The organism is Novosphingobium sp. MBES04 (assembly GCF_000813185.1).
Taxonomy (GTDB): domain Bacteria; phylum Pseudomonadota; class Alphaproteobacteria; order Sphingomonadales; family Sphingomonadaceae; genus Novosphingobium; species Novosphingobium decolorationis.
In genome coordinates, this window is sequence record NZ_DF850488.1 from 2521426 (window position 1) to 2545957 (window position 24532).

Here is a 24532-nt window from a genome sequence, read left to right on the forward strand (position 1 = left end):
CAGTACAAGCCCAACCCGGACCTCATGCTCTATGCGACCTATTCGCGCGGCGTGAACCCGGGGCTGGGCATCGACCCGCTGCTTTCGGTCCCGCCCGAGTACGCCGCGGACCTCGAAGCGCAGGGCGTCACCCACGGGGTGAAGCCGGAAATCCTCGACAACTTCGAGGCCGGCTTCAAGGGCAGCCTGTTCAATGGGCGCCTGATCTTTGCCGGCGATGTCTATTACGACATCTGGTCCGACAAGATCACCGAGACGACGCTCCTCATCCCGCGGCCCAACGACACGCCGCTCTATGTCTCGGTCTTCACCAACCAGGGCCGCGTCGACCTCAAGGGGCTCGAGCTGGAGATGACCGCGCGCCCGACCGACGAGCTGACGATGTTCCTGGCAGGCGCGATCAACGACAGCACGATCAAGCGCGGCTCGTGCGCCTTCTGCCAGACGATGACCGGCGACGGCGACGCGACGGGCAACCGCCTGCCGTTCACCTCGAAGTACTCGCTGCAGGGCTGGGCGGAGTACGCCGTGCCGGTGCCGTCTATGGGCAACTATTCGGTCTATGGCCGGGGTGAGTTCACCTACAAGTCGGGCGTCTACGCCAGCGAAGGCAACTACGCGAAGACGGACGATGCCGCCGTCGTCAACTTCCGCCTGGGCCTGCGCTCGGACGGTCTCAGCTTCGAGGGCTTTGTCACCAACGCCTTCAACAACAAGACCTATACCAGCGTGCAGCCCAACTGGGAGCTGGCGAACCCGGCGCAGAGCTTTGCCACCTACGACACGATGGTGGTGGGCCTGCCCCAGCTGCGCACCTGGGGCTTGCGCGTCCGCTACGACTTCTGATGCGCGAGGGGAGGGGGCTACGGCTCCCTTCCTGGACTGTCGCACGAAAAACCCCGGCGGTGTGCGAACCGCCGGGGTTTTTCGTGGGCGCTGTCGGGGCGGCCGACCGCGAGCTCAGGCTGGGCGGTAGGGGAACGACGTCACAGGCTTTGCGCCCATGCGTTCAAGCGCGTTGATGACGGCGGCGCCTGCCAGCAGCGAGCCCGGTTCGCCAATGCCGGTCGGGGCTTCTTCGCTGTCGACGATGGCCACCTCGATCCGGCGCGGCATGCCGTACATGCCCTGGATCGGGTAGTCGTGGAAGTTCGACTGCACGGCCGCGCCGTTCTCGATTGTCAGTTCGCTGACGAAGGTGTTGGACAGCGCAAAGGCGATGCCGCCCTCGATCTGCGCGCGCACGATGTCCGGGTTGATGGCAAGGCCCAGGTCCACCGCGCACACGATCCTCTCGATGCGGTAGTCCTCGGGCGTGCCGGAGACTTCGGCGATCTGGGCGATGTGGGTCTCATCGGCGAACTGCACCGCGACGCCCCGGGTGATCCCCTCGGGCGCAGGGCTATCCCAGTCCAGCATCGCGGCGGCGCGGCGCAGGACCGCGGCGGTACGCGGGCGCTCGGCAAGAAGGTTCAGGCGAAAGGCGACCGGATCGGTCTTCGCCGCGCGGGCAAGGCGGTCGAGGAAGATCTCCTTGGCGGGCGCGGTGTGGTTGTTGGCGATGCCCCGGTAGGTCTCGACCGGGATGTCGAGATCGGCGCGCCACCAGTCGAGACGGCCCGCCGGAAAATCGTACTGCGCAAAGGCATTGCCCAGGATCACGCTGAAACGATGGACCTCGGGGGCGATCTTCAGAAGATGCGGAAACACGCCTTCGCCGCCGATGCCGTGCTCGATGGCAGTGGGGCGCCCCGTGGCATCGAGCGCGGCGCGCAGGCGGTGAAGCGCTTGCGGGCGGTAGCGCATGGCGGCCATCTCGTCCTCGCGCGTGCGCATCAGCTTGATCGGCCAGTGCCCCTGCGTCGCCTTGAGGACCTGCGCCAGTTCGCGGATCCAGTCCGAATCCGCGGCCGCGCGCCGCCCGAAGCTGCCGCCTGCGGCAATCGTCTCGAGATGGACCTTCTCGGTGGGGAGGCCCAGGATCTCGGCGGCGGCCTGCTGGTTGATCGTCTGCGACTGGAACCCGGCGCGCAGGTAACATTCCCCGTCTTCGATCCGCCCCATCGAGGTCAGCGGTTCCATCGGCGCGTGGGCGAGGTAGGGGAAGGTGAACTCGGCCTCGAGGACCTGTGCGGCCTCGGCAAAGGCTGCCGCACTGTCGCCGCGCTCCTCGCTGAATTCGGGCTCGGCGCTGTCCATCGCCTCGGAGAGGGTGTCGAGGTAGCCTTGCGAACTGGTGGTGCTGGCCGCGCTTTCGTCCCAGGTGATGTCGAGCGCGTCGCGCGCCTTCATCGCCTGCCAGGTGCCATCCGCGACAACGGCAAGGCCACCTGGAATTTCAACGACTGCGCGCACTCCGGCCATGGCCTTCGCGGCGCTGGCATCGAAGCGCGCGACGTGCGCGCCAAGGCGCGGCGGGCGGGCCAGCAGCGCAACCTTGAGGCCGGGCCAGCCCCCGTCGATGGCGTAGAGCTGGCGCCCGGTCGACTTGGCGCGCGCATCGAGCGCACCCAGCCCGCGCTGGCCGACGAGGCTGTAGGCGTTGCGCGGCTTGGGGCGCGGCTTGGGGCTGACCTCGGGCACGTCCTGGGCTCCGGCCTCGGCGGCAAGTTCGCCGAAATGGGCGCTGCGCTCGCCAGCGCGAACCACGCCTTGTGCGACCGTGATGTCGCCTGCGGGAACCTGCCAGCGCGCGGCGGCGGCGGCGACCAGCATGGCGCGCGCGTTCGCCCCGGCTTCGCGCAGCTGCTGCCAGCTTTGCGCGATCGAGGTGGAGCCGCCGGTGGTCTGCGCGCCGTAGTCGAGGTGGACATAGTCGGGGAGGCGTGCGGGCGCCCCCTCCACGCGGACCTGCTCCCAGTTGGCATCGAGTTCCTCGGCGAGGATCGTGGCGAGCCCCGTCCAGATGCCCTGCCCCATGTCGAGGTGCTTGGCATAAACCGTGACGGTGCCCTGTGCATCGATGCTCAGGAACGGGCTGGCCAGGTGGGGGGCGTCCGCTGCGCGCCTTGTCGGGGTGTCCGGCGCGGCGCCCTGGGCCAGCTTCGGGGCCATGATGCCGAGCACCAGGGCCGTGGCCGAGAGCGAGACGAACCGGCGGCGATCCAGGCCACCGGAGGCTCGGGGCAAGGAGGTGTCCGGTTCGTGTCGCATCAGGTGAGGAACTCCGTCAGGGTCTTCGTCCAGGCTTCGGGCTGCTGGTCGATGATATCGACGCCGCCGCCCTCCAGCTGCGCATAGGCCATGTCCGGGCGCAGGGCGCGGGCGCGCTGGGCGTGCGCGTAGATCTGGTCGCCGGTGTTGGTGAGGATCAGCGTGGGGCAGGCAAGGCGCGGCAGGCTGTCTTCGTGGCGGTACTGGAAGCCTGCGTTGTGCCCGTACCAGAACGGCGAGGGGGCCCCCATGGCCTGAAGGACGTAGCTGTTGACGGTCTCGAGAGGAAGGCTGCCGGCCACGAGGCGTTCGCGGATCGCGGCGAACTCGGCGAAATGCTGGCCGCCGGGCTTGGGGACGATTTCCTTTTCGCGCAGATGCTTGTCGGCGAAGAAGGCGCTGCGCTCGGCGTCGGTCAGCGGCATCGGGCCGTTGAGGACCAGGCGCTGGACCCGTTCGGGCAGGGCCAGCGCCACTTCGGTCGCGACCATCGCGCCGGTGTGGTGCCCGGCGATGTCGAAGCGCTCCAGCCCGAGCGCGTCGATGGCTGCGACGATGCTGGCCGCAAGGTCCTCGACGCGCGGCGGGAAGGGCGGACAGTCCGAGTTGCCGAAGCCGGGCAGGTCGAAGCCGATGGCATCGAAGCCCGCCTCGGCGAGGAGGCCGTAGACCGCTGTGAACTGGCGGCTGTCCATCGCCGCCTGGTGCACCAGCACGAGCGGGCGGCCCGTGCCGGTACGGCGGTAGTGGATCTGCCCGAAGGGTCCGTCGACATAGCCCCGGCGCGGGGAGACTTCGGCGCTGTCCGCAGCCATCAGGCGAGCAGCGTCTGGCCGAGCTTGCGCCCGAAGGTGACCGCGCTCGAGACGATGGCGCCGCTCAGGAACGAGTGGCCGAGGAAACCAATGCCGATGGCCTCGCCCGCGGCGTAGAGGCCCTCGATCGCCTCGCCGTTCGCGCCGGTGACGCGCAGGTCATGGTCGACCTGGATGCCCGGGTAGCAGGTGATCGAATAGCCGTAGTGGCGCACCGCGTAGAACGGGCCATTTGCGATCGGGGCGGGCAGGTGCTGGCGCTTGAACATGTCCGAGCCGACCTTCTGGCCGCGGTTGTAGGTGTCGATGGTGTTCGTGAAGGTGCCGACCGGCATCTTGCAGCGCGTGGCGAGTTCTTCCAGGCTATCGGCGCGCACGTAGTCTTCGTCAAAGCCTTCGAAGAGCTGTTCGAGCTTTTCCGGCTCCCACTTGAAGAGCGGCGGGGCCTCATTGCGGATGGCCTCGTCGTAGATGACCCAGAACGACCAGTCGGACTGGCGCATGATGGCGCGTTCGCGCGAATCGATGATGGGCTCGTCCTCGGGCATGAAGCGCTCGCCCTCGGCGTTGACGTAGACTTCCCAGGGCTGGCGCACGCTGGGCACGATCACCGTGTGGACCCAGGCTGCCGCGGGAGCGCCGAGGTCGCGCGTGCCGCCAAAGGACGGGAGCAGGGTGTCCTCGAACCAGCTCGTGCCGCCCGCCTTGCGCGCCAGCTTGAGACCGTCGCCGACCACGGTGTCGATGTGGTAGCGCAGCGGTACCACGCCGTGGATCTCCTGCCACAGCTCCTTGCTGCCGCCAAAGCCGCCGGTGGTGAGCACCACGGCCCTGGCTTTGAGGCGAATTTCCTCGCCCTTGTGAGTGGCGACAACGCCCCGGGCGACGCCGTCCTCGACGATCACGTCCTCGACCCGGGTTTCGAGGAAGAGTTCGAGGTTCCCGGCCGCAATGGCGGGCGCAATCGCGTTGCGGTAGGCCTTGATCAGCGAGAAGCCCTGCTCGGTGCTGCGGTAGGTGCGCGGCGTCGTGTAGAGATCGTGCTCGGGCGCGAAGACGGGCTCGAAGGGGGTGCAGGTCCAGCCCGATTCCAGCAGCCAGTCGATGGCTTCGGGCGCGCGCTCGATCCAGTCGCGCAGCAGCACGTGGTCGCCCGTGCCGTGGTTGATGCGCATGGCGTCGGCAAAGTGGGTGTCGGCATCGTCGGCCACGCCCGCGGCGCGCTGCATCGCCGTGCCCGCCGCGCTGATCGAGCCGCCCGAGAGGACCAGCGTGCCGCCGATGTCATCCGCAGCTTCCACCAGCGCGACCTTGAGCCCGCGCGCGGCGGCCGCGGCCGCTGCAGGAACGCCGGCCGTGCCTGCCCCGACCACGATGATATCGAACCCGTCCGTCATGTTGTCTCCGCTTCTCGAGCCTGGATCTGGTGCCTTGTTGGCTTGGAGCAAAGACTGACGTGGCCGGTGCCCGGCGGCGAGCCGTGAGACCTCGATGACCGCGCCGCGAACATTTTTCCGTCCGCGACCTCGGCCCGGCCCAGATGGAAGTGGGGCGGGAGGGAGCCGATCAGGCAGCGCCTGCGGGCACGCTGCGACCCATGTCCTCGCCAATGCGCCGCGCGGTCTGGAGCACCGGGTCGAGGTACTTGGCCAGCGCATCCTCGAGTGTCATGGCCGTGGCGAAGAACACCAGCGTCAACGTGCCGAGCAGGTTCTCGCCCTCGAAGATGGGGACTGCGAAGGAGGATGTGCGCCCCGGATTGGCCGAATAGGCGGTGCGCGAGATCGCGACATAGCCCTGCTTGCGGATCTTCTCGGCCTCGCCGCTGCTCTCGAAGACGCGCAGCATCTGCACGTCGCCTTCCGAGCCGGTCGCCTCGACATGGCGGATCAGCGAGGCGCGCGAATCGGGCGTGGCGTGTGCCAGATAGGCCCGCCCCGAAGCCGACTGGATGAGCGGCACCTGCCAGCCGGGGTAATAGTGGTTGAAGGTCAGCGGGGTCTGGGTGCTGGTGGAATCGCGCACGACCATCATGTTGCCCATGCGGGTGACCACGCTGATCGGCCAGTGCACGATGCCGGTCAGTGCCTCGATGTGCGGGCGCGCAGCGCTGACGAGCGCGTCGTGGCCCTGGAAGCCGTAGGACAGCGCCTGGACGAGCGGGGTCGGGCGGTAGCGCTTGCGCGAGGGTTCGCGCTCGACCACGCCCTCCTCCACGAGCGCGCGCACGAGCCGCAGCACGGTGGGATAGGGCAGGTCCACCGCTCGTTGGATCTCGGAGAGACTGGGCGAGCCCTTCAGATTGATGACGCGCAGGATTTCCAGCGCGCGTCCAATCACGCGTATCGATGAATCGGCGGTCAATAGCTTCTCGGTTTTCAGGTTTTATTGTTCTGGAATGGAGGACATCTTGTCGTGTTTCGGGCGAGACATGCAAGCCGAATTGTTCATTTCACGAACATCGTATTTCCCAAAGCTGGCATCACGCAGGCCCGGCCCGCATCCCCGGGGCTCGAAAAGCGAGATACGCGACGACAGGGGATGTGCGTGCGGGCGACCGAAGTTCTGATGGCCGACGTCTTCGCGCGGATCGTGCCCGGTACGCCCGTGGTGACGACCTTCCGCAAGATCTACCGCGGGCACCAGCGTGTCGTCTCGCTCTTCGACCGCCAGCGCCGCGGGATCACCAAGGCCTTCATGGAGCACGCTCCGGGAGAGGCCCACGCCGCCCGCCTCGCACGCATGGCCGGGATCGCCAACGATCCGGTCAAGCACCGCGAATACCTTCTGAAACAGGCCATGTTCCAAAGTCTGGCCGACGCGGAGAAAATTGCATGAGCATCGATACTGTACCCGGACGCGTGAACCGCGACCAGCTGGGCTTCCGCCGCAAGTTCGGCGTCCTGGGCCCTTCGACCAACACCAGCGTCCAGCCCGATTTCGACGACCTGCGCGTGCCCGGTGTCACCAACCACTACAGCCGCATCGTCGTCGACAACGCCAAGGCGGTCTCCAACGAGACCTTCATGGCGGGCGCCTGGGAGATCAGCGACAACACCGTGGACGCGGTCAAGGGCGTGCTCACCTGCGCACCCGACTACCTCGTCATGGGCATGTCGGCGGTGACCTTCTTCGGCGGCGCGGAAGGGGCCGACGCGTGGCGCCGCAACGTCGAGGAGATTTCGGGGCTGGGCGTTTCGACCGGCGCGGATTCGGTTGTCGCCGCGCTCAAGGCCTATGGGCCGGGGATCAGGAAGGTCGCGTTCTTCTCGCCCTACTTCCCGACCGCCAATGCCGAAGTGAAGAACTTCCTGGCCGACCACGGCTACGAGACGGTGCGCGACATCGCGCTGCAGTGCCCGTCCTGGCTCGCCATCGCCGAAGTCGAGGAGCGCCGCACCATCGACACCTTCAAGGCGCTCGACGGCGATGACGTGGACGCGCTGATCCAGGTGGGCACCAACATCTCGGGCATCCGCGCGGCGGCGGCGGCCGAGCTGTACCTGGGTAAGCCGGTCATCGCGATCAACACCGCAACCTACTGGCACGCGCTGCGCGCCAATGGCATTCAGGACCGCCTGATGGGCTTTGGTCGCCTGATGAGCGAATTCTGATCGCCCTCGGCGAGGCCCTGCGCGGGAGGCATAGTCGTGCCGCCTGTGCAGGGCCTCGCCGCACCTGCCTTGTTTCTTTCCCGCTAGACGTCGAGACCTTCGAGCCATGACCACGACCGCCACCAGCTTCATTGACGGCGCCTTCCTTCCGGCCGGGGACGGCTTCGAGCTTCCCGTCTTCGATCCGACCAGTGGCCAGCAGGCGAGCGCGCTGCGCGAGGCCGATGCGGCCGAAGTCGATGCGGCGGTCAAGGCCGCGCGCGCCGCGTTCGGGCCGTGGAGCGCGCTTGGTAGCGAGGCGCGCAGCAATGTGCTCCAGGCCATCGATGCCAAGCTGCGCGCGCACGGCGATGAGCTTGCCGAGCTGGAAGCGCGCACTTCGGGCCTCCCGATTTCGGGCGTGCGTCCGCTGATCGACCGCGCCGCCGAGAACTTCAAGCGCTTTGCCGAGGTCGCCAGCATGATGGCGGGCGAGACCTTCCAGCAGAACGAAAAGTACCTCACCTACACCACCCGCGAAGCCAAGGGCGTTGCCGCGCTGATCGCGCCTTGGAACGCGCCGCTGGCGCTGGGCTCGATGCGGCTGGCGACCTGCATCGCCTTTGGCAACACCTGCGTTCTGAAGCCGTCCGAATACACCCCCCAGTCGACCCTGCGCATGGTCGAGCTGATGCACGAGGCGGGCCTTCCCAAGGGCGTGGTCAATGTCGTCAACGGCCGGGGTAGCGTGACCGGGGAAGCGCTCACCACCCACCCGGACATCGACATGATCGGCTTTACCGGCGGAACCACCACGGGGCGCCGGATCATGGCGGCGGCGGGCGAGCGGCTGACCCCGGTGACGATGGAACTGGGCGGCAAGTCGGCGGCCATCGTCGCGCCCGATGCGGATCTGGAACGCGCGCTCGACGGCACGCTGCTCGCCATCTACGCCAGCAACGGCCAGCAGTGCCTGGGCGGCTCGCGCATCCTTGTCCACGAATCCATCGCCGAGGAATTCATCGCCGCCTTCGTCGCGCGCGCCAAGGCATCCGCATCGGCGATCCGTGCGATCCGGCGACCGAGATGGGCCCGCTCGCCTTCGAGGCGCACCGCGCGCACGTGCAGCACTACCTGGACGTGGCGCGCGAGGACGGCGCCGAGATCCTGCACGGCGGCACGGCGCCCGAAGGCCGTACACAAGGCTGGTTCATGGAGCCCATCGTCGCGCGCGCGCCCAGCAATGCGGCGCGGATCTGCCAGGAGGAGATCTTCGGGCCCTTCGCGACGTTCCTCACCTATTCCGACCTCGACGAGGCGATCGCGATGGCCAATGCCTCCGACTTCGGCCTTGTCTCCTATGTCTGGACACGCGATCTGGCGACGGCCATGGCCTGCAGCGCGCGCATCCGCGCGGGCACGATCTGGGTCAACACGCCGATGATGCGCGAATTGCGCGCGCCGTTCGGCGGCTACAAGGAATCGGGCATCGGCCGCGACGGCGCGCGCCACTGCGCGGACTTCTTTACAGAGGCCAAGACCACCTCGATCCCGCTGGAAGACACGCCGATCCGCCGCCTCGGCGCCTGATCCGCAAGAGACGCAAGAAAAAGGGCCGCGCCCGCGCCGTGTCGAAGGTGCGGGCGCGGCCCTCTTCGTTCGGGTGGCTCAGTAGTCGCCGAACTCGTTGGTGTCGGGAAAGACCGTTTCCTCACAGCGCGCCAGCACATAGGCGTGGCCCTTGGCATAGCCGTTCATGCGCACCATCAGCGCATCCTTGCGCGTGACCCAGATGTCGAGGTCGCCGTCGATGTCGCCCGTGCGCCACAAAAAGCGATGGCAGGCGAAGGTGCCCGCGGGCACGTGCATGTCCTCTTCGCCCAGATACTCGACCGGCATCTCGACCTTGCGGCCATGGCCCATCGTGCCCCCGTTCCAGGTAAGCGAGGTGGTGAGCAGCTCGATGGTCTGGACGCCGGGCACGCTGCGGTCGAGCTTCATCAGCTTCCAGCCTTCCGCCGCGGTCGGATGGTAGCCCAGCACCTCGCGCGCGGCCTCGAAAGGGAAGGCGGAGACGTCGATGGGCGCGCCGTCGGGGCCGAGCACGACAGAGGTGACTTCGCCGCCTGTCATCTGGCGCACCACCGATCCCGCATAGCGCCCATCCGCATAGAGGCGTGCAAAACCGTCGCGCGGGGTGAAGTCGGCCTCCACTGTCTGCATGACCTGACGCACGATGGAATTGCCCGGAAAGCGCGAGAGCGTCATCGCTGTGCGCGATCCGTCCGGGTTGCAGGTGAGGATGAAGTCCTCCCAGTCCGCCGTGCGCTCGGGCGCATGGAGGGGGTGGGTGACGTACGAGCCGGTAATGCGTGTGAAGGGCATGGGCGCAACAGATCGCGCGAGGGCGCGGCGATCAATTCTGCAGAGAGCCGATGTTCGCGGGACGAAGGAAGGGAGGAGGATCTGCCTTCGGTCCCGCGAACCCCGGGTGTGCCGGCAAGGAGGCAAGCAGGAAACAGGCTTTCAAGGGGCCATCGCCCCTTGACCCCCAAATGGGCAACCTCACCTTTCTCGGCCAGGATGGCGTGGGAAAGGTGAGGCCGACAGTTCGGGGAGCCCGAGGGCGATGGTCCTCGGATTCTCGTTTTCTGATTGCCTTGTTATTTCTTGAAGTCTTGGTGGACCGTCTCTCAGGCCGCCGTTTCGCTCGTCGGTTCGGTCTGGCCGGCGTAGGGCACCTCGCGCCCACCGAAGCGGCGCACGCGGATGTTGGCCTGTTCGCCGTGCCCGGCAAAGCCTTCGAGCGCGCACAGGCGCGAGCAGTAGTCGCCGATCAGCGCGGAGGCCTCGTCGGTCTCGATGCGCTGGTAGGTGCAGGTCTTCAGGAACTTGCCGACCCACAGGCCACCGGTGTAGCGCGCGGCCTTCCTGGTGGGGAGGGTATGGTTGGTGCCGATGACCTTGTCGCCGAAGCTGACGTTGGTGCGGCTGCCCAGGAACAGCGCGCCGTAGTTGGTCATGTTGTCGAGGAAGTAGTTGGGGTCGGCGGTCATCACCTGGACGTGCTCGGAGGCGATCTCGTCGGCGATTGCGACCATTTCCTCGGTGCTGTCGGCCACGATGACCTCGCCGAAGGTCTCCCAGGCCTTGCGGGCATGTTCGGCGGTGGGGAGGATCTGCAGGAGGCGCTCGATCTCGGCCATCGTTTCGCGCGCGAACTTTTCCGAATTGGTGAGGAGGCGCCCGGGCTGTCGGGGCCATGCTCGACCTGGCCCAGGATGTCGGTCGCGGCGATCTCGGGATCGCAGCCCACCTCATCGGCGATGATCAGCGTCTCGGTGGGACCTGCGAAGAGGTCGATGCCGACACGTCCGAACAGCTGGCGCTTGGCTTCGGCGACGAAGGCGTTGCCCGGGCCGACCAAGATATCGACCGGATCGATCGAGGCCGTGCCGATGGCCATGGCGCCCACCGCCTGGATGCCGCCCAGCGCGTAGATCACGTCGGCCCCGGCGAGCGCCTGTGCGGCGACAATGGCGCGGGCCGGGCGGCCCTGGAACGGCGGGGCGCAGGTGACGACGCGCTTCACGCCCGCAACCTTGGCGGTGATCACCGACATGTGCGCGCCGGCCAGCAGCGGGTACTTGCCACCCGGCACGTAGCACCCGGCCGAGTTGAGCGGGATGTTCTTGTGCCCCAGGATCACGCCGGGAAGGGTCTCGACCTCGACGTCCTTCATCGAGGCGCGCTGGACCTGCGCGAAGTTGCGCACCTGCGTCTGCGCGAACTCGATGTCCTTGCGTTCCTGCGGGGTCAGGCTGTCGACGCAGGCCTCGATCTCGGCGTCGGTCAGGCGATAGTCCTCGCGGTCCCAGCCATCGAAGCGGATCGACATGTCGCGCACGGCGGCATCGCCGCGCTGTTCGATGTCGGCCAGCGCGGCTTCGACGATATCGCGGACCTTGCGGTCGGCATCGGCCCGCGTCTCGGCGCTTGCGCCGCGCTTCAGATACTGCGCCATCTTCACTCTACCCTTCGTCATGTGTCGTCATGGATGAGGCCGACTTGGCGCGGTCCGGGCCGCGCGGGAACGCTGCGTGGCGCAGATGTCCATATCGCGAAAAGATGGACCGTTCGCGGCATGGAAGGGGAGGGCGCGGGGAGAAGGCTCAGGCCTTCTCCAGCCGCTCGATGATCGGGCCAAGCACGTCCGCGATGAGCTTCTCGCGCATCGCGCGGCGGGCATCGTCCTCCTCGGGTGAGAGCGTCAGGCTCTCGATCCCGCTGGCCACGGAAAGGCCCTGTGCGTCCAGCACCTGTTCCATCGTGCGCATGCGTTCGCGCGTGACCGAGAGTTCCATCGTCAGCGTCACCATCGAACGCAGCATCTGGTCGACGATGGGGTTCTCAAGAAAGGTGACGGTGCGGTCGCCGGGCTTGGGGCCTGCGGGAAATGCATCCTGTGCCGGGGTGGTCATGGCTTGCGCCCTCCGAAGAAGAAATAGGTGGCCGCGCCGGCGCTTTCGTAGTCGGCAAAGGCGTGGTCGGGATCGAACCCGGCGCGGGCCAGTTCGGCCATCATGTCGAGCTCGACGAAGCCGGTCCAGAAGGGCTCGCCGTTGTGGCGCACCTGCCAGTCGTTGGTGGCCTGCTTGATGAGCGGGATGCGGTGCGCGTGGTAGGGCACGTCGAGATGCAGGACGAGGCCGCCCGGCTTCAGGAGGCGCCAACATTCCTTGAGGATCTCCTGCGTCTGTGCCGCGGTCGTCTCGTGGAACATGATGATCGAGGTGATGAAGTCGACGCTCTCGTCGGGAAGGCCGGTGTCCGCCGCGTTGGCCTCGCGAAAGTCGATGGCAAGCCCGTTCGCCTCGGCCGTGCCATGGGCAAAGCGCACCAGCGGGCGGGCGCACTCCAGCCCCATGACCTTAGCCTGGGGCCAGACCTTCTTGTACGCGTGGGTCTGCTCGCCCGTGCCGCAGCCCATGTCGAGGACGCGGGCGGGCACGAGGTCCGGCGCGCGGCGCTGGGCAACTTCGGCCACGAACTGGCCGAGCGTGTCCTTCTCCAGCGAGCCGCGCGCGGACATGCCCTTGGCGCTGCGCTAGAGTTCGACCGTGCCGGTGTAGTTGAGGCCCTGTTCGATGTCGTCGGCGCGGCGTTCGCGCCAGTAGCCGCCGGGCTGGCGGTGGATCTCGGTGGTGCTGACCGGGGCGCGAACAACCAGCTCGTCGCGCAAGGTCACGCTGCCGCCGGCCGGGCGCGCATCGCGCAGCTGCCGGTAGGTTTCGATGCGGTCCTCGATAATGCGGTCGGTCGTGTCCTGCACCGCGCCCCACATCAGGTTCTGGCTGTGGAAGGTGAGCGCGGACCAGGTCTGGAACAGCGGGTCGTTCTCAACGGCGGCGACCGCGTCCTTGCGGGTGGCGGGAGGGGCGCCGTGGGCGGCCTCGTAGGCCGGGGCCAGGGTCGCATCGAAGCGCCGGTCGAGCGCGGCCTCGACATCGAAATTGATGAACTTCTTGAAGCCGCCGATGAAATTCTGCCGGGCGGTCTCGTCGTGGTTGGGCGTGAACGCGAAGTCGCGCGCCGTGAAGGTGTCGTTCTGGGCCATGGGGGAAGTCTCGCGCAGGAGGTCGCCGTCTGCAATGTGGGGGCGTGCGCTGTTCGCGACATGAACATCCTATGCGCATCTCGCTTATGCATTTTACGTATATCAGGTCGAATAATTCGACTGGAGTTTCGATAGCTCTCTGGCAGCAAGGGCACTCAGCCATTGCCAGGGAGCAGCCATGTACGCGGATATTCAGGACGATCTGGAGATCGTCGGCATCGTCAACCACCGTCCCGGATCGGTGGCGAGTGGACCGCTAGGGGCCGAATTCGATCCCGCCTATATCCGCAAGGCCGCGCTGGAGCAGGAAGCGGCGGGCTATGACCGGGTGCTGATCGCCAACGCTGCGGTCATGCCCGAGAGTTTTGCCATCGGCGCGCACCTCTCGGGCGTGACCTCCAAGCTCGGCTTCATGATGGCGCATCGCCCGGGGCCGGTGCAGCCCACTTATGCCGCGCGCCATCTCGCAACGCTCGACCGCCTGAGCGAGGGCCGCGCGGCGGTCCACGTCATCGCCGGGGCCGATGACCGCGAAGTCCAGGCCGACGGCGCCTTCAACACCAAGGAAGAGCGCTACCGCATCGCCGCCGAATACGTCGAGGTCATGCGCCGCGTCTGGTCGAGCGAGCAGCCCTTCGACTTCGACGGCGAATTCTACACGTACCGCGACGCCTTCGCGATGGTGCGCCCGCACGGCGGGGCCATGCCGGTCTACTGGGGAGGCACCTCGGACCTGGCGCTCGACCTGTGCGGCAAGGTCGCCGACGTCTACGCGCAAGGGGGGGACACCTTCGAGGGTGCGGGCGACCTCGCGCGCAAGGCGCATGCGGCGGCCGCGCGGCACGGGCGCGACATCAAGGTGCTGATGACCATGGTGATCCTCCTGGGCGAAACCGAGGATGCGGCCTGGGAGCGCGCGATGAAGCTGGAGCAGCAGGTGACCGAGCGCATCGCGGGCGGTGAGCGCGGCATCGTCATGGGCAAGCACGACAAGGACGAGGACAAGGCCGCCGCGGGCGCCTTCCAGCGCATGCTGGCGCAGTCCAAGGAGGGGGACCGCCTCGACCGCTGCCTGTGGACCGGGCTCAACAAGGCCTTCAAGGGGCGCGGCAACAATTCGGTTCTAGTCGGAACGCCGCAGCAGGTCGCCGACAGCCTGATGGAATACCGCCGCCTTGGCATTACCCGCTTCCTTCTGCGCAGCCCCGAACAGGACACCGACGCTGCGCTCATCGGGCGCCAACTCGTACCCGAATTGAAGGCACAGATGGCCGCGGCCAAGGCGGCGCTGGCATGAGCGGCATCGCTCCCTATACCATGGCGCTGTGCCGTCCGGCGACGGGCAGTGTCTTTGGCGCGGACGGTATGCCGCTCGACGGCGCACTCGATGCCAACATCGCCATCGCCTGCGACGCCATTGCGCGCGCGGCGGGCGAGCACGGCGCGCGCCTGGTCGTCTTTGCCCAGTTCGCGATGACCGGCTACACCCCGCTTGGCCCCGAGGCCTGGCTGGGCGCGGCGGTCACCTTTCCGGGACCGGAAATGGAGCGGCTGGGCGAGGCCGCGCGCAAGGCAGGCGTCTATGCCGCCGTGCAGATTGCCGAGAAGCACGCGGCCTTTCCGGGCCGCTACTTCTTCTCGGTGGCGGTGCTGACGCCCGAGGGCGAGATTGGTCTGGCCTACCGCAAGAACTACTCGCTCTCGCTGCGCACCAGCCCGGTCGACGTCTACGACCGTTTCGTCGAGACCTTCGGGCACGCGGCGTTCCTCCCCGTCCTCGACACGCCGATTGGCGGGCTGGGCGTCAGCATCGGGGCCGAGCCGCACTGGCCCGAACCGATCCGCGCCATGGCGCTGAAAGGTGCAGAAGTGATCCTCAATCCGGTCGCCGCGATGCAGGGGATCGACTATCTCAACCGTCCGGGCGCAGAGCTCTGCCGTCCGGTCCGCGCCTTCGAGAACGCAGTCTACTTCGGCATGGCGAACATTGCGCAAGGGGAGCTGCCCTCGCAGGCCTGGGATTATGAAGGACGTCCCATCGGCGCGGCCGTGAGCGAGGAATTCCACCTCTCGACCATCGATATCGAGGCCTTGCGCCGTGCGCGCAGCCAACCGGCGGGCAACCTTCTGGCCGGAATGCTGCCCCAGATCGAGGAGGACCGCAGCGCGCTCACGCTCTGGCCTTCCAACGCCTTTGGCGATGCGCCGCCTGCAGGCTTTGCGGCGATGATCGCGGTCGAAACGCAGGTGCGCGAGCGGTTGCAGGCGCTGGGCCGCGACCACGCCCCCGCGCCCGAGCCGACGTCCTAGCCAAGGAAGCTTTCGACCACCGCCTGGCGCCTTGCGGCAAAGGCGGGGTCGGAGGCGGCAGGCAGGCTTTCATAGCGTGCGCCGGAGAGGGTGGGGGCCAGCTCGGCGGTGTTGGCGGCAAGCGGATCGTCGCTGGCCGCCATCATCAGCGTGGGCACGGGCACCATCGGCAGACGCTCGCGCACGGGCCAGGTGAAGGCGGCGTGGTAGCCCAGCGGGTAGGTCTCGTTCGCCTTCAGCAGTTCCAGCAGCCAGGCGTGGAGCGCGGGCGCGGGCATGATCCCGGCCTCGCGGCGCCCCTCGCGCGTGCGGTTGTACCAAGGCCAGAAGCTGCACTGGTCGCGCAGGAACTGGAATGCGCGCGACAGGTACGCGCCATCAAGGTCGGGCGTGAAGGCGGGCGCGTAGTTGGCCATCAGGCTTTCGAGGAACGCGCCTTCGAACAGGCCCACTCCGTCCAGCACGAGATGGGCGACGCGCCCGGGCTGGGCGATGGCGATCTCGGCGGCGATGCACGCCCCGGTGTGCGAGCCATAGAGGTCGAACTCCTCCAGCCCCAGCGCGTCGAGCGCGGCCAGCGTGGTCGCGGCGAAATCGCGCGCATCGGGAGCCGCCAGCGGGTGGGGCGAGCTGTCTCCGAACCCGGCGGTGTCCGGCGCGATTACGCGGCGCCCGGTCCCCAGCTGCTCGATCAGCGGTACCAGCTGGCGCGAACTTCCCGGCGAGGCGTGAAGGAGGACGAGCGGGCGGCCCGTGCCTTGCACTTCGCGGTAATGGACCTGGCCGAACGGCACGTCGACGAAGCCACGGCGCACGGGCGAAGCGGGGGAATTCGAGGACATGTGCAGGTTCTCCTAGCCGGTCTGGTCCCGGGTGTACCGGGCTAGCTTCGGGATAGCGCGGCGCATCCAGTCAGGACAGGCGCGTGCAGGCGAATGGCCGTCAGGAGAAGACGCGAGTGTCTGCGTCAGCCGTGCGCGAGCGTGATCACAGTGCCCATGAAGGCCAGCCCCGCGCCGCTGGCCACGGCCGTCCTGAGCCGGCCTTCGCCCGCCGCGCTGCGCGGCCACAGCTCGAACAGGCCGATATAGAGGAAGCTGCCCGCAAACAGCGCGAGGAGCAGCGCGAAATGCGCCTCGCCCATCGGCAGGAGCTGGCCCAGCCCAATGCCCAGAAGCGGGGCGAGTGAGTTGGCAAGCAGCCAGCGCGGCGCGGTGTGCGCATGGCCATGGGCCAGGCTGAGACCCGCCATGTTGGCCCCGTCGGCGAGATCGTGCGTGAGCACGGCGGCGGCCACGATCCAGCCTGTCGTCGGCGAGATCTGGAAGGCAAGGCCGATCCCGACACCGTCGAGCAGGCTGTGCGCGAGGAGTGCGATGCGTCCCGCGCTTCCCTTGGGGGCCGCGGTTTCGGGCAGGTGATGCAGCAGCAGGCCTGCGCCAAGGCCGATCAGCGCCATGACAAGGACACTGGCCGTCGCGCCCGGCCCGGTCTGGCCGTGAAGCGCCTCGGGCAGGAGGTCGAAGAGGGCCAGCCCCAGCACGAAACCGCTGGTCACGCCGAAGATCAGCGTGCTTTTTCGCACGAGGCGCAGGGTAATCACTCCGCCCGCATACGTGGCGAACGCCGTCGCCAGGCCAATGAGGAGGAGCGAGAGTGTAGGGGAACCGGACATCGCTGCCATGTGATGTTGTCACATGGCAAATGCAAGAGCCTTGTGCCGCATCCTTATGGGCAAGATGGCAAGGGCTCTTGCGCGAATTACATCGTGGCCGTGGCCACCCTGCTCGCCGTGTCGGCGCTGGCAAGTTCGAGCGCGGGGGCGGCTTCGGCGTGCGGAGCCTCGGGGTAGATGAAACCGTAGACCGGGTTGTGGCGCGAGCCGAGCGCGCCGATGGGGGCGAACCAGATGCGCACTTCGCTCCAGTCGCCCGCGTCCGACACGTCTTCGGCGAGGACCCCGCGCTCGATCATGCCCGGGCGCGACCAGTTGGCGTGGTTGAGCAGGACATGGCGCGTGTCGACGACCTTGGACACCACCGCGACATGGCCCAACGGCATGTCGTGCGAGGGGGCCATGGCCATGACCGCGCCGACTTCGGGCTCACCGCCGCGTGCGTAGGTGCCCGCGGCCTGCTTCCACCAGGTGCGCGCATCGCCGTGGATCGAAATGCCCGATTGCTCGCGGGCATAGGGTACGCACTGCAGGACGTGGGCCGAGGCCGGAAGCGCGGTCAGGGCAAGGGCGGTTCCCAGCAGCGCGGACAGGGCCTGTGCGAGGCGGCCCGAGACAACTTTTGCACCCGCCTTGCGCGGCGCCGGCGAGAATGTGCGGCGCAGTGCCCCCGTCAGGAATTTCATGAACGACCCTTGAATTTGCGAACCCGGGGCGCGTCTAGGTGATGTTGTATCTTGGGGCCAGACAGGCGTTCCACGCCTTGCCGCGCTTCGTGCCCGGCTCGTCCCGTGCGGTTCCCGGCGTGCGATGAACTGCGTTTCTTCGCACGCCGGGAGAGCGGGATCAGAAGCGGAAGGTCACGTAGGTCGCGCCGTAGAAGAGGTCGCGCCCCGGTTTGAAGGCGTCGGCCAGGTCACTGTAATTGGTGTAGAAACCGATGGTGGTGAACGGATTGAGGGCATAGCGGCCCGAGACCGAATAGCGCGTCGCGAAGTAGCGTGCATTGCTCGAATCGCCGCTGCGGATCACCGCGCCGCCCAGCGAATGGACCGCATCGTGCACCGAGGTGCGCCAGAGCCCGGCCATCGAGAGATTGAGCGACAGCCCCTTGGCGGGGGCGAGGCCGAGCGAGGGCTGGAGGATGGTGAGGTTGTGGGGGCCAAGGTCGCCGTTGTAGGTCAGCGGGCGCGGGAACAGCGGGCCATAGGTGCCCAGCTTCCCGTCGTTGGGGTCCTTGTCGCCCGAACCGAGGTCAAAGCGCAGGCCCAGCTGCGGCTTCCATGGCGCCTTGAAGGAGTAGGAGCCCTGCGCGGTCAGATAGTACGCGTCGATGTCGCGCGGGCCGTTGGAGCCCCACTGGCGGATGCCTTCGAGGCTGTAGTTCCAGGGGCCGTCGATCCCGGCCAGGCGCAGCGAAAGCGTGCGGCGTTCGTCGCGCGCAGCCGGGTCCACGCTGTCGAACCCGCGCAGCGCGTCGGTCGCGACGAAGATCGCTTCCACGCGGCCCGAGTGCGCGCCCTTGCCAAAGCCGTAGCCCGCGTTGAGGCCCCACAGGTCGTAGTCGGTGTTGGTGGCATCATCGAAGGAGCCCTTGCGCTCGGTTACCGGGTGGCCGATCATGAAGCCACCGTCGATGCGGCCCGCCTTGCCGATCACGCGCACCAGGTCGAGCGAGCGGCGGGTGTTGGCGCCCTCGCGCATGTCGAAGACGGTGTAGCCGCCAAGCCCCACTTCCTGGCGCCCGACGCGGGCCTTGATCTCGCCCGAGCCGATCGGCACGCGCGCCTCCAGGAAAGCCTGGTTGAAGTCGGCGCGGCCCTCATCGATGGTCGCCTCGACGGACTCGAGGCCGGAGGTGGTGGCGTGCTCGATATCGACAAAGGCGCGCAGCGAGGCGCTGTCCTGCCGCCCGATATGGACATCGCCCCAGAGGCGCGCGCGGATCTGGAAATTGCCGTCATCGTCCTGGGGACCCGCCCCGAAACGCTCGCCCGGGCGCAGCTCGCCGCGTAGGCGCAGTTCGCCGCCCAGCGTGCCGTACACGTCGGGCGCGATGGGGATGTACTTCAGTTTGGTCCACAGGTTCGCATCGCGCACGTCCCGGAAACTGGCGTAGTTCTCCTCGTGGTTGATTGGGTGGAAGGCCGGGTCGGGCTCCTGCAGCACGCGTCCGTCCCAGGTGACGATGGGGGCCCGCGCCCCCTGCGGCAGCTGGGTGGTATCGGCGGACGCCTTGTCCTGCGGGATCGGCAGCGGCGCGGGGATGGGAACGGGCTGGCGTGGTTCCTGCTCTTGCGCCTGCTCTTGAGGCGCGGGCGCAGCCGACGCAGCTCCACTGGCAAGCACCAGCGGTGCCATGAATGCGATCATCTTGAACTCTCCCGAAAGGTCTCGTCCCGGTTATCCGGGTTGGCGCGCGGTCCTGTCTTTTGAAGGCCGGGGCGCGGTGGGTGCCGGGGGGCGGCGGTGAAGGGCGAAGGTCTGAAGCAGGTGGACCGCGATCCCGAAGACGAGGCCCCACAGCGCGGCGCCCAGACCGAACAGCGTGAGCCCCGAGGCCGAAACCGCGAAAGTAACGAGCGCGCCGTCGCGCCCGTCCTCGGCTTTGAGGGCCGCGCTCAGCGATCCGGCGACAACGGGGAAGAGGGCGAGGCCCGCCAGCGCGGCGATGAGGAATTCGGGCAGCAGCGCAAAGAGCGCGAGCACGGTCGAGGCGAAGGCGCCAAAGAGAAGGTAGGTCACCCCGCCCGCGACCCCGGCGACGTAGCGCTTTTCCTTTTCGGGATGCGCCTCTTCGCCCAGGCAGATCGCGGCGGTGAGCGCGGCAAGGTTGAGGCCGTGGCACCCGAAGGGCGCGAGCAGGACCGAGGTGATCGCGCTTGCCGAGATCAGCGGGCGCGCGGGGGGATGCTCGAAACCGGCGGTGCGCAGGACCGCGATGCCGGGCAGGAACTGGCCGGTCAGCGCAACCACGGCGAGCGGCACCGCGATGTTGGCGGCTGCGGCAAGGTCGAAACGGGGCGTCGTCCAGACCGGCAGGGTGAGGCTGGGCGTTGCTATGGTGCCCGAAAGCGAGCCGGTGAGCGCGCACAGGGTCACGCCCACCACCAGCACGGCCACGACGGCATAACGCGGCGAGACGACGCGCCCGGCAAAGAAGGCGCCCATCATTGCCACCACCGTCAGGGGGGCCTCGGGCAGGGTGCCGACCATGTCGATCACGAAGCGGAACAGGATGCCCGCCAGCATGGCCGCAGTGATCGCGGGGGGCAGGCGGCGGGTAAGCTGGTCGAAGGCGCCCGAGATGCCGACCAGGAAGACCGCGACATTGGCGACGATATAGGCGCCGATGGCGGTCGCAAAGTCGGTCTGGGGCAGCATGGTGACCAGGAGAGCGGAGCCGGGCGCCGACCAGGCGATGACGATCGGCACCTTCCAGCGCAGGCTGAGCACGATGCCCAGCACCCCGCTGCCGATCGAGATCGCCCAGACCCAGGAGGCCACCAGCGGTTGTTCCAGGCCTGCAGAGGCCTGGAACACGATGACCAGCGGTCCCGCGTAGGAAATGGTGGTGGCGATGATCCCGGCGAGAATCGTCGGCAGCCAGGTAAGATGCCGAAGGGGCATGGAATTCTCCTTGGGCGGGCTCAGGCGGTGAGCGCGCGTTCGGGGGTATTAGGGGCGGGGCTGGCCGTGGTGGCGGCCACCGTTGCCGCCGCCTGGCGGCGCAGGCTCAGGGTGAAGAGCGCGGTTGCGGCCACCGAGATGAAGCCCGGCACGGCGAAGGCGACGAAGTTCCAGCCCATCGGCAGCTGCGCGGAGAGGAGAATGCCGCCCAGCATGGGCCCGACAATGGCGCCCACGCGGCCCATGCCCGACGCCCAGCCCAGGCCCGTCGAGCGGACCGAGAGGGTGTAGAACTCCGCCACACAGGCGTAGAGCAGGATCTGCGTGCCGGTGGTGCCTGCGCCCGCGATGAAGATCAGCAGGTAGAGGACGGGCATCGGGCTGTTGAGGCCCAGAAGCATGAGGCAGGCCGAGCCGAGCGCGAAGTAGGCCATGACCACGCGCGGCAGGCCGAAGCGGTCGGCAAGGCGTCCGCCCGAGATCGCCCCGAACATGCCCCCGAAGCTGAGCGCGAGGAGGAAGGAGAGGCTGGAGCCGAGCGAATAGCCCGCGCTGACCATGAGCTTGGGCAGCCAGGAGCTGAGCCCGTAGACCATGAGGAGGCAGCAGAAGAATGACAGCCACATCGCGAAGGTGCCCAGCGCGCGGCCCTGGCGGAACAGCTCGCCAACCGAGGTCGAAGCGACCTTGGCCTCGTGGTATTCGAGCGGGGCGTCGGCGGGCAGGTTGGCCTCGGGCGCCAGCTGGCGCAGGTGCGCGCGGGCGGTCTCGATTTCGCCCTTGCGGATGAGGAAGCCGATGGATTCGGGCAGCGCCTTCAGGATCAGCGGCAGGCAGATGAGCGGCACCGCGGCAGCGAAGAACATCGAGGGCCAGCCGAAGGCGGGCAGAAGGTAGATGGCGAGCCCGGCCGCGACCATGCCGCCCACCGCATAGCCGCTGAACATGAGCGCGACGAGCGTGGAGCGGATGCGCTTGGGCGCATATTCGTTGGTGAGCGCAACCGCGTTGGGCATGAGGCCGCCGCAGCCAAGGCCCGCGGCAAAACGCAGCAGCCCGAAGGTGAGCGGGGTCGTCACGAAGCCGTTGAGGAAGGTGGAGGCGCTGAACAGGGTGAAGCACAAGGTGATGCAGGTCTTGCGCCCGATGCGGTCGCCGAGCGGCCCGAAGACGAGCGCGCCGCCCATCATGCCGAACAGCGCCCAGCTGGCGAGCGAGCCCGCCTCGGTCGGGCTGAGGCCCCATTCGTCCATCAGGCGCGGCAGGACCGCGCCGTAGATGAAGACGTCGTAGCCATCCACGACGAGCAGGATGGCGCAGGCGACAATGATCTTCTTGTGCAGTGAACTCAGAGGCGCCTGCTCGATCAGGCGGCCGACATCGATACCTTGCATATCGATACTCTCCCGGTTTGTGATTTTGTATTTTTCAGGAGACTGAGTGATTTAGCAGGGGGTGCCAAATACCGATTGAGTGCCAGGTCGATACGCTGGAAGTATTTGGATGGAATTTGCGCAAGGCGCTCAGGGGGTTAACCGCTCGCGATTGCGGCCTCGTGCGCGTCGAGCGCGGTGGGCACGTCGTAGCCCCAGTCGCGGTATTTGCGCGCGATCGTGGCAATCATCAGCGCCAGTTCGGGCGAGTGGTCGCCGGGGCGGTGGCTCATGATGATGGGCGAAGTCGCGGTCTCGGCAAGCTCGCGGTAGACGACGTCGTGGCTGCGCGCGCGGCGCACCGATTCGGGCACGATGGCGATGCCTTCCTCGGCCGCGACAAGGCCGATGGCGATCTGCAGTTCGCGCGCCTCGTGCGCGATCCTTGGCTCGATCCCGTAGTCGCGCCAGAGCGAGAGGACCTGGTCGGCATAGCTGGGGCGGGGCTGGCGCGGGTAGATGATCTGCGGCTCCTGCGCGAGGTCGCTCAGCGACACCGGCCCGGACCCGCTCGCCATGGGGTGGTCGGGCGAGAAGGCGGCAACCAGCTTCTCGTGGCGCAGGATCACGCGCTGCACCGCCGGATCATCGAAACGGATGCGCCCGAAGCCCACATCGATGCGCCCGTCCTTGAGCGCGGCCAGCTGGTCGAGCGTGGTGCTCTCGACCATGACCAGTTCGACGTTCTTGGCGACCTTTCGGAACTCGCGGATGAGCTCGGGCAGGCGCGCATAGATGGTGGAAGCAACGAATCCGATGACAAGGCGTCGCCGCTCGCTGGTCGCAGCCGCGCGCACCATCGCTTCCACGTCCTCGATCCGCGCGAGCACCTGGAGTGCCTGCGAATGAAGCAGGCGTCCGACCTTGGTCAGTTGCAGCGGGCGGCTCGAACGGTCGAGCAGCGTGGCCCCGACATGTGCCTCAAGTTGCTGGATCGCGCGGGAAAGGGGCGGCTGGGCGATGTGCAGCCGGTCGGCCGCGCGGTTGAAATTGCCTTCGTCGGCGACCGCGACGAAGTAGCGAAGGAGGCGCAGGTCCATTCAAGATACCTCTCAGGTATAATCCCATGACCCGATTGATCTTTGAATGCGGGCACGGGGAGTACTAAATTTCCCTCGAAACGTAATCACACGGGAGAGAGGCTGCAATGGCTGCGTTGGATCGCGCTGATACCTTCATTGTCGATGTGCCGACAATTCGCCCGCATGTTCTGGCCATGGCCACCATGCATTCGCAGGCGATGACGATCGTGCGCCTGGTTGACGGTGACGGCGTGGAGGGCCTCGGGGAAGGCACCACCATCGGTGGCCTCAGCTACGGCGAGGAGAGCCCCGAGAGCATCAAGTCCGCGATCGACACCTACATCCTGCCGGTGCTGGAAGCGAGCGACATCTCCCGCGTGGGCGAGACGATGGCGCGGATCAACGCCTGCGTGCGCGGCAACCATTTTGCCAAGTGCGCCGTGGAAAGCGCGCTCCTCGACATGGCGGGCAAGCGTCTGGGCGTCCCCGTCTCCGAGTTGATCGGCGGCGGGCGCGTGCGCGACACGCTGCCCGTGGCCTGGACGCTGGCAAGCGGCGACACCGCCCGCGACATCGCCGAGGGCGAGCAGATGCTGGCCGAGCGTCGTCACAACATCTTCAAGCTCAAGATCGGCAAGCGCGCCGTGCGCGATGACGTCGCCCATGTCGGGGCGATCTGCAAGGCGCTGGGCGACCGCGCGAGCATCCGTGTCGACGTCAACCAGAACTGGAGCGAGCCCCAGGCGCGCCTCGGCATGGCGATGCTGCACGATGTCGGCTGTGACCTCGTCGAGCAGCCCACCGCGGGCGATGACATCGCGGCGATGGCGCGTCTCTCGCAGGGGCAGACCATTCCGCTCATGGCCGACGAGGCACTCCACGGGCCGCGTTCGGCGCTGCGCATTGCCGAGGCGGGCGCCGCGTCGGTCTTCGCGCTCAAGATCGAGCAGTCGGGCGGCCTCTTCGCGACCGCGCAAGTCGCCGCGATTGCAGGCGCTGCGGGCCTTGGCCTTTACGGCGGCACGATGCTGGAGGGCAGCGTCGGCACGGCCGCCTCGGCCCATGTCTTTGCGACCCTGCCGCAGCTCGACTGGGGTACCGAACTGTTCGGCCCGCTTCTCCAGACCGACGAGATTCTGGCCGAGCCGCTGCACTATGCCGACTTCGCGCTGAGCGTGCCGACCGGCCCTGGCCTGGGTATCGCGCTCGACGAGGACAAGATCGCCTATTTCCGGCGCGACCGCGATGGTCCGCGCCTCCACGCCGTCACTACAGGAGCCTGAT

General features: G+C 67.7%; 22 protein-coding genes and 2 pseudogenes. 7 read left to right on the top strand and 17 right to left on the bottom strand.

What is annotated here, in order from left to right; genetic code table 11:
• Window positions 1-846: TonB-dependent receptor domain-containing protein (locus tag MBENS4_RS11120; protein WP_039390764.1), on the top strand; the 846-nt coding region annotated here is incomplete at its 5' end.
• Between the two features lie 114 nt (window positions 847-960).
• Here MBENS4_RS11120 and MBENS4_RS11125 read toward each other — a convergent pair.
• From MBENS4_RS11125 to MBENS4_RS11140, 4 genes are all read right to left on the bottom strand, one after another.
• Window positions 961-3129, bottom strand: coding sequence for a xanthine dehydrogenase family protein molybdopterin-binding subunit (locus MBENS4_RS11125; RefSeq protein ID WP_039392252.1), 2169 nt, complete (start codon window positions 3127-3129; stop codon window positions 961-963).
• A gap of 23 nt (window positions 3130-3152) precedes the next feature.
• Entirely contained in the window at window positions 3153-3968 is an 816-nt protein-coding gene (locus MBENS4_RS24125) for an alpha/beta fold hydrolase (protein ID WP_052322209.1), read from the bottom strand.
• Window positions 3968-5365 carry an FAD-dependent oxidoreductase gene (locus MBENS4_RS11135; RefSeq protein WP_039390765.1) on the bottom strand — a complete coding sequence of 466 codons (1398 nt, stop codon included), beginning with the start codon at window positions 5363-5365 and terminating at the stop codon, window positions 3968-3970. Before MBENS4_RS11135 ends, MBENS4_RS24125 begins: the two co-directional genes overlap by 1 nt.
• 169 nt (window positions 5366-5534) lie before the next feature.
• Entirely contained in the window at window positions 5535-6332 is a 798-nt protein-coding gene (locus tag MBENS4_RS11140; protein WP_039390766.1) for a helix-turn-helix domain-containing protein, read from the bottom strand.
• 183 nt (window positions 6333-6515) lie between these two features.
• On the opposite strand from MBENS4_RS11140, the gene MBENS4_RS11145 reads away from it, so the two are divergent.
• The 3 genes and pseudogenes from MBENS4_RS11145 to MBENS4_RS11155 all read left to right on the top strand — a co-directional run bounded on the left by MBENS4_RS11145 (window position 6516) and on the right by MBENS4_RS11155 (window position 9151).
• The gene (locus tag MBENS4_RS11145; RefSeq protein ID WP_144400896.1) at window positions 6516-6806 is read left to right on the top strand and encodes a hypothetical protein; all 291 of its coding nucleotides are present in this window, start codon (window positions 6516-6518) and stop codon (window positions 6804-6806) included.
• Window positions 6803-7582, top strand: a complete 780-nt coding sequence (locus tag MBENS4_RS11150; protein ID WP_052322210.1) for a maleate cis-trans isomerase family protein — start codon at window positions 6803-6805, stop codon at window positions 7580-7582. Before MBENS4_RS11145 ends, MBENS4_RS11150 begins: the two co-directional genes overlap by 4 nt.
• A gap of 106 nt (window positions 7583-7688) precedes the next feature.
• A pseudogene (locus MBENS4_RS11155) lies at window positions 7689-9151 on the top strand (aldehyde dehydrogenase family protein).
• 78 nt (window positions 9152-9229) lie between these two features.
• On the opposite strand, the gene MBENS4_RS11160 reads toward MBENS4_RS11155, so the two are convergent.
• The 6 genes and pseudogenes from MBENS4_RS11160 to MBENS4_RS11180 all read right to left on the bottom strand — a co-directional run bounded on the left by MBENS4_RS11160 (window position 9230) and on the right by MBENS4_RS11180 (window position 13178).
• Entirely contained in the window at window positions 9230-9946 is a 717-nt protein-coding gene (locus MBENS4_RS11160; RefSeq protein ID WP_039390770.1) for a hypothetical protein, read from the bottom strand.
• A gap of 308 nt (window positions 9947-10254) precedes the next feature.
• Window positions 10255-10767, bottom strand: coding sequence for a histidinol dehydrogenase (locus tag MBENS4_RS27180; RefSeq protein ID WP_255352653.1), 513 nt, complete (start codon window positions 10765-10767; stop codon window positions 10255-10257).
• Window positions 10768-10868: 101 nt separating this feature from the next.
• Window positions 10869-11606: pseudogene (locus MBENS4_RS27185) on the bottom strand (histidinol dehydrogenase); the annotation flags it as partial.
• A 127-nt stretch (window positions 11607-11733) separates the two neighbouring features.
• The gene (locus tag MBENS4_RS11170; protein WP_039390771.1) at window positions 11734-12042 is read right to left on the bottom strand and encodes a hypothetical protein; all 309 of its coding nucleotides are present in this window, start codon (window positions 12040-12042) and stop codon (window positions 11734-11736) included.
• Window positions 12039-12653, bottom strand: coding sequence for a class I SAM-dependent methyltransferase (locus MBENS4_RS11175; protein WP_039390772.1), 615 nt, complete (start codon window positions 12651-12653; stop codon window positions 12039-12041). The genes MBENS4_RS11170 and MBENS4_RS11175 overlap by 4 nt, the downstream gene beginning before the upstream one ends.
• 15 nt (window positions 12654-12668) lie before the next feature.
• On the bottom strand, window positions 12669-13178 hold the full coding sequence (locus MBENS4_RS11180; protein ID WP_039390774.1) for a hypothetical protein: 510 nt from the start codon (window positions 13176-13178) through the stop codon (window positions 12669-12671).
• Between the two features lie 178 nt (window positions 13179-13356).
• Here MBENS4_RS11180 and MBENS4_RS11185 point away from each other — a divergent pair, with 178 nt between their 5' ends.
• A complete protein-coding gene (locus MBENS4_RS11185) occupies window positions 13357-14475 on the top strand; it encodes an LLM class flavin-dependent oxidoreductase (protein WP_039390775.1) in 1119 nt (372 codons plus the stop codon).
• The gene (locus MBENS4_RS11190) at window positions 14472-15488 is read left to right on the top strand and encodes a nitrilase-related carbon-nitrogen hydrolase (protein WP_039390777.1); all 1017 of its coding nucleotides are present in this window, start codon (window positions 14472-14474) and stop codon (window positions 15486-15488) included. Before MBENS4_RS11185 ends, MBENS4_RS11190 begins: the two co-directional genes overlap by 4 nt.
• Here the strand turns inward: MBENS4_RS11190 and MBENS4_RS11195 are convergent.
• From MBENS4_RS11195 to MBENS4_RS11225, 7 genes are all read right to left on the bottom strand, one after another.
• Window positions 15485-16330: an alpha/beta fold hydrolase gene (locus MBENS4_RS11195; protein ID WP_039390779.1), complete on the bottom strand. Its 846-nt coding sequence runs from the start codon at window positions 16328-16330 to the stop codon at window positions 15485-15487. The genes MBENS4_RS11190 and MBENS4_RS11195 overlap by 4 nt on opposite strands.
• A 125-nt stretch (window positions 16331-16455) precedes the next feature.
• Entirely contained in the window at window positions 16456-17172 is a 717-nt protein-coding gene (locus tag MBENS4_RS11200; protein ID WP_144400897.1) for a hypothetical protein, read from the bottom strand.
• 77 nt (window positions 17173-17249) lie between these two features.
• Entirely contained in the window at window positions 17250-17849 is a 600-nt protein-coding gene (locus MBENS4_RS11205) for a CHAP domain-containing protein (RefSeq protein WP_084592048.1), read from the bottom strand.
• 160 nt (window positions 17850-18009) lie between these two features.
• Entirely contained in the window at window positions 18010-19536 is a 1527-nt protein-coding gene (locus MBENS4_RS11210; RefSeq protein ID WP_039390781.1) for an alginate export family protein, read from the bottom strand.
• A 30-nt stretch (window positions 19537-19566) separates the two neighbouring features.
• Window positions 19567-20793 (bottom strand): benzoate/H(+) symporter BenE family transporter, encoded by a 1227-nt coding sequence (locus MBENS4_RS11215; RefSeq protein WP_039390782.1) that lies wholly within the window; start codon window positions 20791-20793, stop codon window positions 19567-19569.
• A 20-nt stretch (window positions 20794-20813) separates the two neighbouring features.
• Window positions 20814-22187 (bottom strand): MFS transporter, encoded by a 1374-nt coding sequence (locus MBENS4_RS11220; protein WP_039390784.1) that lies wholly within the window; start codon window positions 22185-22187, stop codon window positions 20814-20816.
• Between the two features lie 137 nt (window positions 22188-22324).
• On the bottom strand, window positions 22325-23266 hold the full coding sequence (locus MBENS4_RS11225; RefSeq protein ID WP_039390786.1) for a LysR family transcriptional regulator: 942 nt from the start codon (window positions 23264-23266) through the stop codon (window positions 22325-22327).
• 107 nt (window positions 23267-23373) lie between these two features.
• On the opposite strand from MBENS4_RS11225, the gene MBENS4_RS11230 reads away from it, so the two are divergent.
• Window positions 23374-24531, top strand: a complete 1158-nt coding sequence (locus tag MBENS4_RS11230; protein WP_039390787.1) for a muconate/chloromuconate family cycloisomerase — start codon at window positions 23374-23376, stop codon at window positions 24529-24531.
• Window position 24532: the final 1 nt, after the last annotated feature.

Excerpts from the sequence above, each read along its gene's own strand:
- MBENS4_RS11210 (WP_039390781.1), bottom strand. The coding sequence starts at position 19,536 with ATGATCGCATTCATGGCACCGCTGGTGCTTGCCAGTGGAGCTGCGTCG.
- MBENS4_RS11205 (WP_084592048.1), bottom strand. The coding sequence starts at position 17,849 with ATGAAATTCCTGACGGGGGCACTGCGCCGCACATTCTCGCCGGCGCCG.
- MBENS4_RS11220 (WP_039390784.1), bottom strand. The coding sequence starts at position 22,187 with ATGCAAGGTATCGATGTCGGCCGCCTGATCGAGCAGGCGCCTCTGAGT.
- MBENS4_RS11180 (WP_039390774.1), bottom strand. The coding sequence starts at position 13,178 with ATGGCCCAGAACGACACCTTCACGGCGCGCGACTTCGCGTTCACGCCC.
- MBENS4_RS11215 (WP_039390782.1), bottom strand. The coding sequence starts at position 20,793 with ATGCCCCTTCGGCATCTTACCTGGCTGCCGACGATTCTCGCCGGGATC.
- MBENS4_RS27180 (WP_255352653.1), bottom strand. The coding sequence starts at position 10,767 with ATGGCCGAGATCGAGCGCCTCCTGCAGATCCTCCCCACCGCCGAACAT.
- MBENS4_RS11150 (WP_052322210.1), top strand. The coding sequence starts at position 6,803 with ATGAGCATCGATACTGTACCCGGACGCGTGAACCGCGACCAGCTGGGC.
- MBENS4_RS11160 (WP_039390770.1), bottom strand. The coding sequence starts at position 9,946 with ATGCCCTTCACACGCATTACCGGCTCGTACGTCACCCACCCCCTCCAT.
- MBENS4_RS11185 (WP_039390775.1), top strand. The coding sequence starts at position 13,357 with ATGTACGCGGATATTCAGGACGATCTGGAGATCGTCGGCATCGTCAAC.
- MBENS4_RS11135 (WP_039390765.1), bottom strand. The coding sequence starts at position 5,365 with ATGACGGACGGGTTCGATATCATCGTGGTCGGGGCAGGCACGGCCGGC.
- MBENS4_RS11225 (WP_039390786.1), bottom strand. The coding sequence starts at position 23,266 with ATGGACCTGCGCCTCCTTCGCTACTTCGTCGCGGTCGCCGACGAAGGC.
- MBENS4_RS11230 (WP_039390787.1), top strand. The coding sequence starts at position 23,374 with ATGGCTGCGTTGGATCGCGCTGATACCTTCATTGTCGATGTGCCGACA.
- MBENS4_RS11170 (WP_039390771.1), bottom strand. The coding sequence starts at position 12,042 with ATGACCACCCCGGCACAGGATGCATTTCCCGCAGGCCCCAAGCCCGGC.
- MBENS4_RS11175 (WP_039390772.1), bottom strand. The coding sequence starts at position 12,653 with ATGTCCGCGCGCGGCTCGCTGGAGAAGGACACGCTCGGCCAGTTCGTG.
- MBENS4_RS24125 (WP_052322209.1), bottom strand. The coding sequence starts at position 3,968 with ATGGCTGCGGACAGCGCCGAAGTCTCCCCGCGCCGGGGCTATGTCGAC.
- MBENS4_RS11195 (WP_039390779.1), bottom strand. The coding sequence starts at position 16,330 with ATGTCCTCGAATTCCCCCGCTTCGCCCGTGCGCCGTGGCTTCGTCGAC.
- MBENS4_RS11200 (WP_144400897.1), bottom strand. The coding sequence starts at position 17,172 with ATGGCAGCGATGTCCGGTTCCCCTACACTCTCGCTCCTCCTCATTGGC.
- MBENS4_RS11190 (WP_039390777.1), top strand. The coding sequence starts at position 14,472 with ATGAGCGGCATCGCTCCCTATACCATGGCGCTGTGCCGTCCGGCGACG.